Genomic DNA, 15,726 nt, shown 5'->3' with positions numbered 1-15,726 from the left:
CCACCCGCGTCCTAGGTCTGGCGACGGAGGGCGCCGGAAATGGCGGTGACTCCGGAATTTGCGTTCAGAAAGTGTAGAAAGAGTGAAGGTGTAGCCCAATAATGGGGGCGCGGGAGATCGCCAACGCTCGCTCACGGTCTGTGACTTGAGTCACAGCAGGCGCTAATTGTTGACCCTGTGTACCGAGTGAACAGCTCACTGTGATTCAGTGAGCGTGGAATCGGACGACGAAGAATCGTGGAGTTTGCTGTCGAGGTCTCAGGGAGAGCGAGCGATGGAGACCGAGTCGGAGCCATACGTCCGTCTTGCAACCCTGCGGCAGCTGCACCAAGTGGTCGCCGAGCTGAATACCGCACGCAGCCTTGCGGACACCTTGCAGACCGTCGCCAACGGTGCGCTCACCGGCCTCGGCTTTGAGCTCTGCGCGGTCAACCTCGTCCGCCCCGACGGCGACCTCGTCGTCGCCGCGGTCGCCGGCAGCGCGGGCGCCGAGGCCCTGATGGCCGGGCGGGTCGGCTCCCGGGCCTCCTGGGACCGCCGGTTGTCCATGGGGGAGCGGTGGGGTGACCTGTGCTTCATCCCGTACACCGAGGGCTGGGTGCTGGATGACGACGACGTACCGCAGTGGCACACGGCCGGGCCCGCGCCCCGGTTCCCCGACGAGTGGCACCCGATGGACCGCCTCTTCGCGCCCATGTACACCGCGGGCAACGGCAGCGGCGAACTGCTCGGCGTGATCTCCGTCGACCGGCCGCGGAACGGCCGGCGGCCCGGCCCCTGGGGCCAGGAGGCCCTCCAGATGTACGCGTTCCAGTCCGCCATCGCGATCAGCAACGCCCGTCTGCGGGCGAACATGCAGCGCGCGCTGGTCCGGCTGGAGCGCGAGCAGCAGGCGCTGCGCGCCAGCGAGGAAAGCTTCCGGCAGGCCTTCGAGTACGCACCGAGCGGGATGGCCGTGGCCGAAATGGGCGGTGACCAGCACGGGCGGCTGCTACGCACCAACGACGCGCTGTGCCGGCTGCTCGGCCGCACGGCCTCCGGACTGCGCCGCTACTCCTTCTCCGACCTCGTCCACCCCGAGGACATCGGCACCCTGCTGCGCACCTCCGCCGAGGGCGGCCGGGCCGAGCTGCGGCTGGCCCGCCGGGACGGCACGTACGTGTGGGTCTCGCTGCGCAACTCCGTCGTCGCCGACACCGCCGACGGCCCCCGGTACCTGCTCACCCACGTCGAGGACATCGAGGAGCGCAAGCGCCATGAGCTGCAACTCGCGCACCGGGCCAGCCACGACTCGCTGACCGGGCTGCCCAACAGCGCCGAGCTGCGGGCCCGGCTCGGTGCCCGGCTGTGCTCCCGCCCGCCGGGTTCGATGGCCGACGCCTACGCCTCCTCGGGCGGCCACCCCAGCGAACCGCACGGCTTCCGGCCCGGTGGCAAGGAGCCGTTCGACGGGATCGACGGCTTCGAGGGCAAGGCCCCGGTCCCGTTCGACCACCACGTCCACGTCGTCGCCCCCGCGGACGGGCCGGCCGACGACGGGTCCAAAGGGCTCGCGGTGCTCTTCTGCGACCTCGACGGCTTCAAGTCGATCAACGACCGCTTCGGGCACAACACCGGCGACGCGGTGCTGATCGAGGTCGCCCGCCGGCTGACCAGCGGCGTCCGCGACGGCGACACGGTCGCCCGGCTCGGCGGCGACGAGTTCGTGGTGCTCGCCGACGGTCTGGGCACGGCCGATGCCCAGGACCTCGCGGTCCGGCTGCGCAACGCGATCATCCCGCCGATCCGCGTCGAGGGCCGGGCCGTTCGGGTGGGCGCCAGCTTCGGCATCGGCTGGGCGAGCTGCGGGATGACCGCCGAGGAAGTGCTGGAGTCGGCCGACCAGCGGATGTACGTGGAGAAGCGCTCCCGGTCCAAGGCGAACCGGCGGGCGGGCTGAGCCGGCGGGCCGGCCGGGCGCGGTGCCGCGCATCTCACATTCGCCGCCCGCCGGCCGTCGCACCAGCAGTTCACCGATCCGTAGCGATCTTGTGGCACTACGGGGCCGGTGTGGCCCGGCCCGAAGGGGGTAGGCTGCGCCGAATGCGGCGCGGCGCCGCCTGGGGGGCGAAAGACAGTTCGCGCGCAGACGTCAGGGACTGCGTACACCGGCGCGTGGACGACGCGCACAGATCGCTGGGGAGTGACACGGGATGACGGCCGGCAACAACGGCGCGGGGACGCCGGAGAACGACGACCCGTTCGCCTATCTCTACCGCTCGGAAGGCGGCGAGGACGGCGCACCGGGCTCGGCGGGCGACGGCGCGGCCCGGCAGCCGGGAGTTCCGCGCACGTCCTACAACCAGGTCCGCGCGGTCGGCCAGCGCCAGTACGGCCAGCCGGCCCAGCAGATCACCTACGGGCAGCCGAACGCGAACTACGCCGCACCCGAGACCCTTCCCGGCGGTGACCGCACCCGTGCCGTCCCGTCCGCCGGCTACCAGGACGGTGACGGGCCGCGCCGCCGCAACGGCCTGCTGATAGGCGCCGTCGCGGTGGTCGCCGTGGTCTGCATAGGCATCGGCGTCGCCATGCTCACCAACGGCGACAAGTCCGACGACACCACCGCGGGCAAGGGCGGCCCGACGGCCGCCGAGTCGGTCGAGCCGAGCGAGCAACCGACCAGCAAGCCCAAGCCCGGTGAGCTGCCCAAGCAGGAGGCGGGCAGCCTGCGACTCGACGGCGGCGCCAGCACCGCGAAGGACGTCCCGGGCGCGCGCACCGCCGGCGGGACGTACGTCGCCGGCATGAACACCCCCGGCGCGGCGGTCACTTGGAGCCTGGACGTGGACGCGCCCGGCAAGTACAAGCTCTGGGTGGGCTACGGCGTACCGGGCAAGGACGCCAACCTCACCCTGAACGTGAACGGCAAGGTGGACACCCGGCCGATCAACCTGCAGAACTTCGCCCACGCTCCGGCCGGCGCCTGGGACAAGGGCTGGACCAAGAGCTGGTCGTACGTCCAGCTCAACAAGGGCACCAACACCATCAAGTTGTCCTGTGAGAACGGGAACCAGTGCGACGTGAACCTCGACAAGGTGTGGCTCGCCAAGGGCTGAGCCCTCGCCGGCCGTGACCGGGGACTGAGCCGCCGCCCCCGCCGGACTCACGCCGCCGAGAGGCCGCCGCTCACGCCACCGCCGGATGGTCCGTCACCACCACCCCCGGCAGCAGCTCTTCGTACGTCGACGGGTCGAACTCGCCGGCTGCCGGGGCCCGTACGGTGGCGGCCGACAGGGCCACCGCACGGGTCAGACGGTCCGGCCAGGGGAGGTCCTCCACGAGGCCGGAGAGCAGGCCGGCCACCGCGGAGTCGCCGGCGCCGGTCGGATTGCCGGCGAACCGCCGGGGCGGGGCGGCCTGCCAGGCGCCGTCCGCGGTGACCGCGAGCATCCCCTCCGGGCCGAGCGAGGCGGCCACCGCGTGCGCGCCCCGGCGGCGGGCGTCGCGGGCGGCGCGCAGCGGTTCGGTGCTGCCGGTGAGGGCCGCCAGCTCGTCGGCGTTGGGCTTGGCGAGGTCCGGACGGGCGGCCAGGCCCCGGCGCAGCGGTTCACCGCTGGTGTCGAGGAGGACCGGGACGCCGGCGGTGCGCGCGGCCCGGGTGAGGCGGGCGTACACGTCCACCGGGACGCCCGGCGGGAGGCTGCCGCACAGCGCCACCGCCCGTGCCCCGGCGAGCAGTTCGCGGTAGGTGCCGAGGAAGGCGTCCCATTCGGCGGGGGAGACGGTCGGGCCCGGCTCGTTGAGCTGGGTGGTGTCACCGGTGCTCTCGTCGACGACGGCGACCGTGCGGCGGGTGGCGCCACCGACCGGGACCAGGGCGTCGGTGACGTCGGTGTCGGCGAGCAGGGCGCGCAGTGCGTCGCCGGTGCCGCCGCCCGCGAAGCCGGTGGCGACCGTGCGGTGGCCGAGCGCGGACAGCACGCGGGCGACGTTCAGGCCCTTGCCGCCGGGGCGTTCGGACACCTCGGTGATCCGGTTCGTGCCGTGCGGACGGAGTCGGGGAACGCGGTAGGTGATGTCCAGGGCGGCGTTCAGCGTGACCGTGAGGATCATGGTCGCCCCTCCGGGCAGTCGAGGCCGGGCGGCCGTGGGTCGGGCAACCGCGCTCGGCGGCGGCATGCGGACAAGTGCGCGAGCGATCATGCCATCGCGGAGGGCGGTTGGCCCAGACCCGGGCCCGCCTTACGGGGTCGGCGGGTGCACCAGCCATTCGCCCCGGCGCATGACGCCGACCAGGGCATATGCCGCGTCGAACACCACCAGGTCGGCGTCCTTGCCGGCCTCCAGGGAGCCGGCGCGGTCCGCGATGCCCAGGAGGCGTGCGGGGTTGGCCGAAAGTGCCCGTACGGCCTGATCGACCGTCAGCCCGTCGACGGTGACCGCGCGGTGGAAGGCGCGGTCCAGGGTGAGCGTGGAGCCGGCGATCGAGCCGGCGGTGGGCCCCTCGCTGATCCGCGCGACGCCGTCCTTGACCTCGACCCGCATCGGGCCGAGCGGGTACATCCCGTCGTTCATCCCGGCCGCGCCCATCGCGTCCGTGATGAACGCGACCCGCTCGTCGCCCGCCTCGCGGAACGCCAGTTGAAGGATCGACGGGTGCAGATGGGTGCCGTCGTTGATCAGCTCGACGGTGATCCGCTCGTCCTCCAGGAGAGCGGCGACCGGGCCCGGTGCCCGGTGGCCGAGCCCCGGCATCGCGTTGAAGAGGTGGGTGGCGACGGTGGCGCCGGCATCGATGGCCTGGCGGGTGGCGTCGTAGGAGGAGTCGGTGTGGCCGACGGCGGCGATCACCCCGGCGTCGGCGAGCAGCCGCACGGACGCCAGGCCGCCGGGCAGTTCCGGTGCGACCGTCATCATCGCGGCGGTGCCGTGCGCGGCGTCGATGAGCTTGCGGACGTCGGCCGGGTCCGGATCGCGCAGCAGCTCCGGCTGGTGGGCGCCGCAGCGGTGCGGGGAGATGAACGGTCCCTCGAAGTGGATGCCGACCAGCTCGCCCTGCTGGACGAGCTCGGCGAGCACCCCGGCCTGCCGGGCGAGCTCGGCCAGTTCGCCGGTGACGGTGGAGGCGACCATCGAGGTGGTGCCGTGCCTGCGGTGGGTCTCGACGACCGTCATGCACTCGTCCGGGTCGGCCGACGAGAAGGAGCCGCCGCCTCCGCCGTGCACATGCACGTCGACGAAGCCGGGGACGATGAGGTGGCCGGAGAGGTCCATGGCCGCCGCGGCGTCGGGCGCCTGCCGGTCGAGGTCGCGACTGTGCACACCGGTGATCCGGCTGCCCTCGATCGTGATCCGTCCGCTGTCGACGACACCGGACGGCCGGGCGATCCGGGCGCCGGCCAGGACGGTGCGTCGGGGGGCCGAGGGCGACTGCGCGGACTGGTGCTGTGCCATCAGGCGGTTACCTCCGTGGAGAGAAGATCCCAGGCGAGGAGACCCGCGCCCAGGCACCCGGCGGCGTCCCCCAGGGCCGCCGGAACGATCGAGGGGAGCCGCTGGAACGTAACGCGGCGGCGAACCGCTTCCCGGAGAGGCGCGAACAGCGTGTCGCCCGCCTCGGCGAGCCCGCCACCGATGATCAACGTCTGCGGGTCGAGCAGGGTGAGGCCGGTGACCAGGCCGTCGGCGAGCGCGTCCACCGCGTGCCGCCACACCGCGCGGGCCCGCTCGTCGCCGGACTCCACGGCCTTGGCCGCGTCCGCGGCGCTGGCCTGCGGATCGCCGCAGATCGCGGCCCAGTCCCGGCCCACCGCGGCGGCCGAGGCCAGCGTCTCCAGGCAGCCGTGCTGTCCACAGCCGCAGGCGCGGCCCCCGGGCCGTACGACGATGTGGCCGATCTCTCCCGCGCTGCCGTGCGCACCGGCCTCGATCCGGCCGCCGATGCCGATGGCGCCCGCGATGCCGGTGCCCAGCGGTACGAACAGGAAGCGGTCGGCGCCCCGTCCGGCGCCGATCCGGCCCTCGGCCAGACCGCCGGTGCGGACGTCGTGGCCGAGCGCGACCGGCACCCCGCCGAGCCGCTCGGACAGCAGCGCCCGCATCGGCACGTCCCGCCAGCCGAGGTTCGCGGCGTAGACGGCGGTGCCGGACGCCTCGTCGACGATGCCGGGCACGGCGACGCCGGCCGCCTCGGCGGGGGTGCCGAAGCGCTCGGCGCCGATGTCGCGGAGCTCGGCGGCGAAGCCGAGGACGGCCTCGACCACCGCGTCCGGGCCGCGCTCACGGCCGGTGGGACGCCGCGCCTCGTACAGCAGGACGGGGGGCGTCTCCTCGGACGGCGCGGCGGCGTCCACCCCTACGAGGGCGGCCTTCATCCCGGTGCCGCCCACATCAAGGGCGATGACGTGTCTCACGGGAACAGTTTCGCGCGATCCGCCCTGAAAGGTCTAGTCCACTCACCGCGAGGATCGATGTGAAGGAACGGTGGGGAGCCCGGTACCGACGCGCAACTGCCGGTGGTGTAGACCTTGAGGGGGACGCGGGAGAAACCCGCTGTTCACGCCGGGTGCGGGCGATCCCCGAGCCGGCGTCACGACACCGGGCAAGCATGAAATCTCGGGAACGGACAAGGGGTAAGAAGCGGTGCAGCGGCGGTACCTGAGCCTGGCGGCGGCGACCATAGCCACCACCATGACGCTGACTCTCACCGGCTGCGGCAGCGGCTCGGGCGGCGGCGACGTCACCCTCAAGCTGATCGCGGCGGACTACGGGGACAGTGCGGCCAACAGCTCCCAGGACTACTGGGACGAGCTCACCCGCTCCTTCGAGGAGAAGAACCCCCACATCAAGGTCGACGTCGAGGTCTACAGCTGGACGGACGTCGACAAGAAGGTCGAGCAACTGGTCAAGCGCGGCCACGCCCCGGACCTCGCACAGGTCGGCGCGTACGCCGACTACGCCGCCGAGGGCAAGCTCTACCCGGTCGACGACCTGCTCAGCGTCTCCACCGAGGCCGACTTCACCGCCTCCCTCGCGGACGCCGGCGAGTACCAGCGCGTCCAGTACGGCATGCCCTTCGGCGCCAGCACCCGCCGGCTCTTCTACAACAAGAAGCTGTTCGCCCAGGCCGGCATCGCAGGTCCGCCGCAGAGCTGGAGCGACATCGCGCACGACGCCCAGCTCCTCAAGGCGCACGGCGTGAAGATGCCGTACGCACTGCCGCTCGGCCCCGAGGAGACCCAGGCCGAGACCCTGATGTGGATGCTCAGCGGAGGCGGCGGCTACACCGACACCATCGGCAAGTACCGCATCGACTCCCCGGAGAACATCAAGACCTTCGAGTGGCTCCAGACCGAACTCGTCGGCAAGGGCCTGACCGGCACCGACCCCGCCGATCTCAACCGCGAGGAAGCCTTCCAGGGCTTCGCCGACGGCCAGGTCGGAATGCTCAACGGCCACCCCACCCTGATGAAGCAGGCCGCGGCCAAGGGCATCGACTACGGCACCGTCGACCTCCCCGGCATCAACGGCAAGGCCAGGGCCACCATGGGTGTCGCCGACTGGATGATGGCGTTCAAGCAGAACGGCCACCGGGCCGAGGTCGGCAAGTTCCTCGACTTCGTCTACAGCGACAAGAACGTCGTGAAGTTCTCCGGCGACTACGGCCTGCTGCCGGTCACCAGCTCCGCCACCCAGCAGATGCTCGCCGACGACAAGTACGCCAAGCTCCACAGCTTCCTCAAGCAGCTCGCCGGCGCCGAGTTCTACCCCGCGAACAAGACCTCCTGGCCGCTGGTCTCCAAGACCATCAAGGCCAAGATGGGCACCGCGGTCGGCCCCAAGGGGAACCCGGCAGGCGTACTGGCAGACATCCAAAACATCGCCGACGAGGCGGATAGCTCCGCTGGGTAGCCCGCACGTTTTTGGCTGGCCCGCCGTGGGGGTTGTTCGCCGTTGCGCCTGCGGCGGGCGTGGGTTGTCGGGTGCGGTGACGGTCCTGCGGGGCAGGGGTGTGGGACTGCTTCGCTTTACGTCCCACACCCCTGCCCCTTTGGCCCGTCCCCTCCCGTGAGTGGGTGGTGAGGGGCCGGTGGGGGCTGGCGCCGTCTGTTCACTGCGGGTGGGGGACCACTCGTGCGCGCCCCCACCGGCCTTCTTCTTTCCCACACCCGCAGCCGAACAGCCCCGCGCAGCGGCACCGCCCGCCGCAGGCGCCACGGCGACAAAGCCGACAACGTGGGGAGAACGCCGGCCGCCAAGGCCAAGCGGATATCGTGGAGGCGTGATGACGAGCAGTGCCGACGACCCCGGTGACACGGGCGCTGAGAGCGCCCCTCGGCTCTCCGCTCGGGACGAGGCGCTGCTCGCCGTCGAGCGCCGCACCTGGTCGGCGCCCGGTCCCAAGGAGCGGGCCATCCGTGAGCAGCTCGGCATATCCCCGACCCGCTACTACCAGCTCCTGAACGCCCTGCTGGACGATCCCCGCGCGCTCGCCCACGACCCCGTCACCATCAACCGGCTGCGTCGAATACGGGAGGCCCGTCGCGCCCGCCGCTGACGCGGGGAGCGCACGGAGCACGGCGGGCCCTCGACCCGCTCTCGCGATGCGCCCGTACACCCCTCGTGCGCCTGCCGCCCGCCGGTAGGGTCACCGCATGGGCAGCCCCCCGAATTCCGCGCCGCAGTCCCAGCCGACCCCGCAGCCCGGGTCCGGCTCCGTGCCGACACCGCGCACCGACGCCGGACGCGACGGCCTCGCCGCGCTGCTGGCCCAGCCCGAACGCTCCGTCGTCGCCCTCGACTTCGACGGCACCCTCGCCGACATCGTCCCGGACCCGGAGAAGGCCCGCGCCCATGAGGGCGCCGTCGCCGCCCTCGGCCGCCTCGTGCCCCACCTGCGTGCGGCCGCGGTGATCACCGGTCGGCCGGCCACCGTCGCGGTCCGCCTCGGCGGCTTCGGCTCCGTGCCCGGCCTGGACCACCTCACCGTCCTCGGCCACTACGGCGCCGAGCGCTGGGAGGCGGCCACCGGAACCGTGCACGCCCCGCCGCCGCACCCCGGCGTCGCCGCCATACAGGCCGAGCTGCCCGGCGTCCTGGACGCCTCCGGGGTCTGGCACGGCACCTGGGTCGAGACCGCCGTAGAGCGCAAGGGCGGCCGCGCCATCGCCGTCCACACCCGCCGTGCCGCCCGGCCCCAGGAGGCACTCGACCGGCTGCGCGGCCCGCTGACCGCGCTCGCCGAACGCCACGGCCTGATCGTCGAGCCGGGGCGCCTGGTGCTGGAACTGAGGCCCCCGGGGATGGACAAGGGCGTGGCCCTCGCCGACTGGGTGCGGGAAACGGGTGCGTCCACCGTCCTCTACGCCGGTGACGACCTGGGCGACCTGGCCGCCTTCGCGGCCGTGGAGAAGCTCCGCTCCGACGGCCTGACCGGCGTCCTGGTGTGCAGCGGCAGCGACGAGGTCACCGAACTCGCCGACCGCGCCGACCTGGTGGTCGACGGCCCCACCGGCGTCGTCGGCCTCCTCGACGCCCTGGCGGACCGGCTCACCGCCCGGTGAGCCCGGCTACTTCGTGAGGCCCAGCACCGCCTCCGCGGTCGTCCAGTCGTGCGCGATGGCCTGCTGGGCCTTCGTCAGCTCGGCCCTGCCCGAACAGATCGCGGCCTTCAGCCGGTTCTCCACCACGTCCTTCGGGTTGTTCGGCCCGGCGCCGGGCCGGTGCCCGGGGGACGGTGGCTCGACCCAGAGGTTGCGCGGGTCGTTGGGGTCGCCGCCCAGTTGCAGGCTGATGAGGTGGTCGTACTCGGCGTCGCGCAGCGGACCGGTGTAGCCGTAGGAGGCGGCGTTGGCCTTCTTCTCGCGGCCGGTGATGGACACCGGCGGCCGGATGTCCTTGGTGTAGCCGCTGCGGCAGATCGTCGACTTCAGCGTCGCCGCCGTCACCCTGGGGTTGGTCGCCCCCGGCGTGCACGCCGGGTCGGGCAGCGGCTGCTTGTCGGCGGTGTGGCGGACGTGGCAGGAGCCGGGGGTCGGCTGCCGCTGCACGGTGTACGCGGACCGGGGGCCGGGCCCCATCGGTATCGACCCGGTCGGCCCGGAGGACGGGGCGGAGGAGGCCGGCGATCCGGGGCGCGGGGAGCCGCCCTTCGCGTCGGGGTGGCTCTGGGCGGGCGAACATCCGGTGAGGGCGGTCGCCAGGACGGCGAGGGCCGTGAGCGCGGCCCGGCGTGCGGAGATCGGCATGGCACAGGACTACCCCATCGCGGTGCGGGCCAGCCGGGCGGCCCGGAGTACGGCCGGATCGTCCCCCTCCGCGCGTGCGCGGGCGGCGCCCCGGGACACCTCAGGCGGTCAGCGCCCGCAGCTGGTCCAGGAACCACCGGGCGGGCGGCAGCGCGGTGGCGGCCGCGGCCAGCCGCCGGGTCCGCTCCGCACGCTCCCCGCTGTCCATCGTCAGCGCCTCGTGCAGCGCCTCGGCGGTACCGCTCACGTCGTACGGATTGACCGTGACGGCATCCGCGCCGAGCTCCTCGTGCGCCCCGGCCTCCCGTGACAGCACCAGCGCGCAGCCGTGGTCGGACACCACCGGGATCTCCTTCGCGACGAGGTTCATCCCGTCCCGGATCGGGTTGACCAGCGCCACGTCCGCCAGCCGGTACGCGGCCAGCGACCGGGCGAAGTCGTCCTTCACATGCAGCTCCACCGGCTGCCAACCCGCCGTCCCGTACCGGGAGTTGATCTCCTCGGCGACCCGCCCGACCTCCGCCGTGTAGTCCCGGTAGACGGCCAGGTCCTGGCGCGAGGGGTAGGCGAACGCCACGTGCACCACCCGCTCGTGCCACGCCGGCCGGTCCGCCAGCAGCTGCCGGTAGGCCAGCAGCCCCCGCACGATGTTCTTCGACAGCTCGGTGCGGTCCACCCGGACGATCGTCCTCCTGGCCGTACCGTCGGGCCCGGTGCCGACCTGCGCGCGCAGCGCGGCCAGCCGGTCGGCCACGTCCGCCCGCCGCGACCGCTCCCGCAGGAAGTCGGCGTCCGCCCCGAGCCCGTACACGCCGGTCCGGGTGCCGCCGGTGCCGCCGAGCACGGCCGCACAGCACGTGGTGAAGGCGTCCGCCCACCGGTGGGTGAGGAACCCCAGCTGATCGGCGCCCAGCATGCCCGTCAGCAGCTGCTCGGCGACGTCGTCCGGCAGTATCCGGAAGTACTCCGGCGGCGCCCACGGCGTGTGCGAGAAGTGCGCGATGCGCACATCGGGCCGCAGCGTCCGCAGCAGCCCCGGCACCAGCGCCAGGTGGTAGTCCTGCACCAGCACCGCCGCCCCGTCGGCGGCCTCGTCGGCCAGCGCCTGCGCGAAGGCGCGGTTGTACGCCTCGTACGACGCCCACTGCGCCCGGAACTCCGCACCGAAGACCGGCTCCAGCGGCGTCTGGTACAGCATGTGGTGGATGAACCACAGCACCGAGTTCGCGATGCCGTTGTAGGCCCGGGCGTGCACCTCGGCCGGAATGTCCAGCATCCGGACGCGCTGTCCGCCGGTGTCGGCCGGTTCCAGCGCACCCCCCGACCGCCGCACCGCCTCCCGGTCCCCGTCGCCCAGCGCCGCACACACCCACACCGCGTCCGTGCCGGGCCCGATGGACGACAATCCCGACACCAGCCCGCCACCGCCCCGCTTGGCGGTCAGTGCTCCGTCCGCCCCCAGGGCGTACGAGACCGGCCCGCGGTTGGACGCGACGAGGACCTCGGCACCTGAGGGGGCCGCACTGCGCTCGGAGACCATGTCGCGACAGTAACCCGTGACAGATCCGCGCAAACGTACGGAGCGCGGGTCAGGCCGCGCGGCGCGCCGCGTACTCCGGGATTTCGGCCATCGGGGGGCGCTCCTCGGTGTCCACGTCCGACGTCCGCGGGACGAACCCCTGCTCGCCGCGGTCGAACTGGGTGAGCCGGGGACGCACCAAGTGGCCGCGCGCCAGGCGGAGTTGGGCGGTGCGGTAGATCGCGGCGGCCATCCGGCCGAGCGCCTGGCCGTCCTGGTGGCGGTGCTTGCGCACACCGACGTCCACCTGGGCGAGGGCGTCCAGGCCGACGGTGTGCAGGGCGTCGACGAGCAGGCCGAGCTCGACGCCGTAGCCGACCGGGAACGGCAGCCGCTCCAGCAGCGAGCGGCGGGCCGCGTACTCACCGCCCAGGGGCTGCACGAAGCCTGCCAGCTGCGGCCAGTGCAGGTTGAGCAGCGGGCGGGCGACCAGTTCGGTGACCCGTCCGCCCTGGCCGGCACCCTCGACCCCACCCGTCTCCAGTGGCCGGTCGTACATGGCCTTGACGAAGTGGACGTCGGGGTCCGTCAGCAGCGGGCCGACGATCCCGGAGACGAAGGTGGTGGAGAACTCGCGCAGGTCGGCGTCGATGAAGCAGACGATGTCGCCGGTGGTGACGAGGAGGGAGCGCCAGAGGACCTCGCCCTTGCCGGGCAGTGCGGGGATCCGCGGCAGGACGCTGTCACGGTGCACCACCCGGGCCCCGGCCGCCGCCGCGACCTCGGCGGTGCGGTCGGTCGAGCCGGAGTCCAGCACCACCAGCTCGTCGACCAGCCCGACCGCGTCGGTCATCAGCCCGGCGCGGATCGCGGCGACGATCGCGCCGACGGTGGCCTCCTCGTTCAGCGCGGGCAGGACGACGCTGACCGTACGGCCCGTCTGGCGCTTCGCCTCCAGCAGCCGCCCCAGGGGGCGGTCCGCGGCCGACCAGGAGCGGCTGTTCAGCCAGCGCTCCACCTCTTCCAGCACGTGAACACCTCTCGCATGTGACCCATCTCGCGGATCGGACGACTATCTCAACTGTCAGTGCCTTCGGTTACAGTCTTGAACAACGCGGATGGCCATCGCATGTCGGGGTCACCGCGCCACAAACGCCTGGGTTTCGGCCCAGCGCCATACCGCTCATCCAGAGGGGCAGAGGGAAACGGCCCGTTGAAGCCCCGGCAACCCTCCAGCCGGTTCTTGCTGATCAGCAGCGGGGCTCCCGGCTAGGGAAGGTGCCAAATCCGTCTCGTGGCGAGATGCGCCGCGAGGAAGATGAGGAGAAAGGGCCTCGCCTCCATGGCTGTGCAGAGCACCGAAACCGCTGCCGACACTCCCACCGTCTCTCTTGGTCCCGCCGTCGCGCTGTCCTGCCGCGAGTGCGGCGAGCGCTTCGACCTCGGTCCCATCTTCGCCTGTGCGAGCTGTTTCGGGCCGCTCGAAGTCGCCTACGACCTGCCGAGCGGTGACCCCGAGGCCTTGAAGAAGCGGATCGAGGCCGGTCCGAACAACATCTGGCGCTACGCCCCGCTGCTGCCGGTCCCCACCGACGTGGCCGAGAAGCCGAACCTGAACCCCGGCTTCACCCACCTCGTCAAGGCCGACCGGCTCGCCGCCGAGCTCGGTGTCACCGGCGGGCTGTACGTCAAGGACGACTCCGGCAACCCGACGCACTCCTTCAAGGACCGCGTCGTCGCGATCGCCGTCGAGGCCGCCCGCGCCTTCGGCTTCACCACCCTCTCCTGCTCCTCCACCGGCAACCTCGCCGGTGCGGTCGGCGCCGCGGCACGCCGCGCCGGCTTCAAGTCCTGCGTCTTCATCCCGCACGACCTGGAGGCCGGCAAGGTCGTCATGGCCGCGGTCTACGGCGGCGACCTGGTCGGCATCGAGGGCAACTACGACGACGTCAACCGCTTCTGCTCGGAGCTCATCGGCGACCCGCTGGGCGAGGGCTGGGGCTTTGTCAACGTCAATCTGCGCCCGTACTACGGCGAGGGTTCCAAGACCCTGGCGTACGAGATCTGCGAGCAGCTCGGCTGGCGGCTCCCGGACCAGATCGTCATCCCGATCGCGTCCGGCTCCCAGCTGACGAAGATCGACAAGGGGCTGAAGGAGCTGATCGCCCTCGGCCTGGTCGAGGACAAGCCGTACAAGATCTTCGGCGCCCAGGCGGAGGGCTGCTCTCCGGTCTCGGCGGCCTTCAAGGCCGGCCACGACGTGGTCCGCCCCCAGAAGCCCAACACCATCGCCAAGTCCCTCGCGATCGGCAACCCGGCCGACGGCCCCTACGTGCTCGACATCGCGCGCCGGACCGGCGGTGCGGTCGAGGACGTCAACGACGAGCAGGTCGTGGACGCGATCAAGCTGCTGGCGCGGACCGAGGGGATCTTCGCGGAGACCGCGGGCGGGGTGACCGTCGGCGTGACCAAGAAGCTGATCGAGAACGGCCTCATCGACCCGTCCCTGACCACCGTCGTCCTCAATACGGGTGACGGTCTCAAGACGCTGGACGCCGTCGCGCCGACCTCCGGGCCCACGGCCACGATCCGCCCCAGCCTGGACGCGTTCCGCGCGGCCGGCCTGGCCGGCTGAGACCGCGCACCCCGAACTCGTACTCCGTAACCCCTGTCCGGAAGGCAGAACCATGAGCGTCACGGTCCGCATCCCCACCATCCTCCGCACCTACACCGGTGGCGAGGCCGAGGTCACCGCCGAGGGCGCGACCCTCGCCGAGGTGATCGCCGACCTGGAGAAGAACCACCAGGGCATCGCGGCCCGCGTCCTGGACGACGCCGGCAAGCTCCGCCGCTTCGTGAACGTCTACGTCAACGACGACGACGTCCGCTTCGAGCAGGGCCTTGAGACGGCGACCCCGGACGGCGCGGGCGTCTCGATCATCCCGGCCGTCGCCGGAGGCTGACCTTCGGACATGTCGCCGGAGGCTGCTGAGCGGCCAGGCGAGGTGCTATTTTGCGCCATCTCTGCTCCTTCTTGACCGGAATTGCCCCGTCCTTTGAAATCGGACGGGGCAATTCCGCTTCGTGAAAGGGGATACCATTGTGGCGATCCACGTTCCGGATATCCCCACGGGCATGCCGAACGCATATGAAATCGCGATGACTTGTGCCCGGAGCGTGCACGGGATTTGTCGCTTACGTGCGCCTATGACCGGCCCGACTTGCCCTGCAGAAACGGGATTTCGCCGCATATTGCCGATTCTCCGGCGCCAGAATTCTCGTCCGATTGACCTGTTGCGCTGGGCATCGGTGCAGATACATTCAGCGGCGGTCGACGCGTTCCGGCGCACACCCCACGGGCCTTCGCGGGGTGAGGTCTGACCCGGGTCCGCGGAGTGCGGTCCTGCGCAAGGGCCAGTAATAGGGGAGTTAGGCATGGCTCAGGGCACCGTCAAGTGGTTCAACGCGGAGAAGGGGTACGGCTTCATCGCGGTCGACGGTGGTGCGGATGTATTCGTCCACTACAGCGCGATCCAGATGGACGGTTACCGCACCCTTGAGGAGGGCCAGCGGGTCGAGTTCGAGATCTCGCAGGGCCAGAAGGGGCCGCAGGCGGACATGGTCCGCGTGGCCGGCTGAGGCGCCGACCGACTGCTGCGTACGGAAGGCCCGTACCCCTGAGGGGGTACGGGCCTTCTGCCTGCCCGTCAGCTCCCCGGCCCGACCGCCACGCTCCCCAAGACCCCTCCGGGCGGCTTGCTCCCACCCGTCGCCCGACCGCCACCCCTCAATGACGCCCTCCGGGCGGCTTGCTCCCACCCGTCACCCGACCACCACCCCTCAACGACGCCCTCCGGGCGGCTTGCTCCCACCCGTCACCCGACCACCACCCCTCAACGACGCCCTCCGGGCGGCTTGCACTCGCATGGCCCGAGTGCTAATCATTGGCGTTAGCACTCTCCGAGTGAGAGTGACAAC

At 72.0% G+C, this 15,726-nt stretch carries 14 protein-coding genes and 1 riboswitch; of the genes, 8 read left to right on the top strand and 6 right to left on the bottom strand.

Annotated elements, in window-relative coordinates; all coding sequences use genetic code 11:
- Positions 1-274 precede the first annotated feature (274 nt).
- A complete protein-coding gene (gene cdgB, locus AB0C96_RS31550) occupies positions 275-1,939 on the top strand; it encodes a diguanylate cyclase CdgB (protein WP_362922115.1) in 1,665 nt (554 codons plus the stop codon).
- Positions 1,940-2,192: 253 nt separating this feature from the next.
- Complete coding sequence (locus AB0C96_RS31545; RefSeq protein WP_362922113.1) at positions 2,193-3,098, top strand: carbohydrate-binding protein; 906 nt, start codon at positions 2,193-2,195, stop codon at positions 3,096-3,098.
- 70 nt (positions 3,099-3,168) lie between these two features.
- On the opposite strand, the gene AB0C96_RS31540 is transcribed toward AB0C96_RS31545, so the two are convergent.
- From AB0C96_RS31540 to AB0C96_RS31530, 3 genes are all read right to left on the bottom strand, one after another.
- The gene (locus AB0C96_RS31540) at positions 3,169-4,095 is read right to left on the bottom strand and encodes a 1-phosphofructokinase family hexose kinase (RefSeq protein ID WP_362922112.1); all 927 of its coding nucleotides are present in this window, start codon (positions 4,093-4,095) and stop codon (positions 3,169-3,171) included.
- A 129-nt stretch (positions 4,096-4,224) separates the two neighbouring features.
- A complete protein-coding gene (nagA, locus tag AB0C96_RS31535; protein ID WP_362922111.1) occupies positions 4,225-5,436 on the bottom strand; it encodes an N-acetylglucosamine-6-phosphate deacetylase in 1,212 nt (403 codons plus the stop codon).
- On the bottom strand, positions 5,436-6,395 hold the full coding sequence (locus AB0C96_RS31530) for an ROK family protein (protein WP_362922110.1): 960 nt from the start codon (positions 6,393-6,395) through the stop codon (positions 5,436-5,438). The genes nagA and AB0C96_RS31530 overlap by 1 nt, the downstream gene beginning before the upstream one ends.
- A 277-nt stretch (positions 6,396-6,672) precedes the next feature.
- On the opposite strand from AB0C96_RS31530, the gene AB0C96_RS31525 reads away from it, so the two are divergent.
- From AB0C96_RS31525 to otsB, 3 genes are all read left to right on the top strand, one after another.
- Positions 6,673-7,893, top strand: a complete 1,221-nt coding sequence (locus AB0C96_RS31525) for an extracellular solute-binding protein (protein WP_362922109.1) — start codon at positions 6,673-6,675, stop codon at positions 7,891-7,893.
- A 373-nt stretch (positions 7,894-8,266) separates the two neighbouring features.
- The gene (locus AB0C96_RS31520; RefSeq protein ID WP_362922166.1) at positions 8,267-8,539 is read left to right on the top strand and encodes a DUF3263 domain-containing protein; all 273 of its coding nucleotides are present in this window, start codon (positions 8,267-8,269) and stop codon (positions 8,537-8,539) included.
- Positions 8,540-8,636: 97 nt separating this feature from the next.
- On the top strand, positions 8,637-9,545 hold the full coding sequence (otsB, locus tag AB0C96_RS31515) for a trehalose-phosphatase (protein ID WP_362922108.1): 909 nt from the start codon (positions 8,637-8,639) through the stop codon (positions 9,543-9,545).
- 6 nt (positions 9,546-9,551) lie between these two features.
- Here the strand turns inward: otsB and AB0C96_RS31510 are convergent, their stop codons facing one another.
- From AB0C96_RS31510 to AB0C96_RS31500, 3 genes are all read right to left on the bottom strand, one after another.
- Positions 9,552-10,229, bottom strand: coding sequence for a hypothetical protein (locus AB0C96_RS31510; RefSeq protein ID WP_362922106.1), 678 nt, complete (start codon positions 10,227-10,229; stop codon positions 9,552-9,554).
- Between the two features lie 100 nt (positions 10,230-10,329).
- Complete coding sequence (locus AB0C96_RS31505; RefSeq protein WP_362922104.1) at positions 10,330-11,769, bottom strand: trehalose-6-phosphate synthase; 1,440 nt, start codon at positions 11,767-11,769, stop codon at positions 10,330-10,332.
- A 49-nt stretch (positions 11,770-11,818) separates the two neighbouring features.
- Positions 11,819-12,778: a glucosyl-3-phosphoglycerate synthase gene (locus tag AB0C96_RS31500; RefSeq protein WP_362922103.1), complete on the bottom strand. Its 960-nt coding sequence runs from the start codon at positions 12,776-12,778 to the stop codon at positions 11,819-11,821.
- A 150-nt stretch (positions 12,779-12,928) separates the two neighbouring features.
- Positions 12,929-13,073, top strand: a riboswitch (SAM riboswitch).
- 17 nt (positions 13,074-13,090) lie between these two features.
- On the opposite strand from AB0C96_RS31500, the gene thrC reads away from it, so the two are divergent.
- The 3 genes from thrC to AB0C96_RS31485 all read left to right on the top strand — a co-directional run bounded on the left by thrC (position 13,091) and on the right by AB0C96_RS31485 (position 15,387).
- The gene (gene thrC, locus AB0C96_RS31495) at positions 13,091-14,383 is read left to right on the top strand and encodes a threonine synthase (protein ID WP_362922102.1); all 1,293 of its coding nucleotides are present in this window, start codon (positions 13,091-13,093) and stop codon (positions 14,381-14,383) included.
- Between the two features lie 52 nt (positions 14,384-14,435).
- Positions 14,436-14,711: a MoaD/ThiS family protein gene (locus AB0C96_RS31490; protein WP_362922101.1), complete on the top strand. Its 276-nt coding sequence runs from the start codon at positions 14,436-14,438 to the stop codon at positions 14,709-14,711.
- Between the two features lie 472 nt (positions 14,712-15,183).
- A complete protein-coding gene (locus tag AB0C96_RS31485; RefSeq protein WP_003986833.1) occupies positions 15,184-15,387 on the top strand; it encodes a cold-shock protein in 204 nt (67 codons plus the stop codon).
- Positions 15,388-15,726 lie beyond the last annotated feature (339 nt).

The sequence above is a fragment of the Streptomyces sp. NPDC048506 genome (assembly GCF_040651315.1).
GTDB lineage: Bacteria > Actinomycetota > Actinomycetes > Streptomycetales > Streptomycetaceae > Streptomyces.
This window is presented reverse-complemented; position numbering and strand designations above follow the sequence as displayed.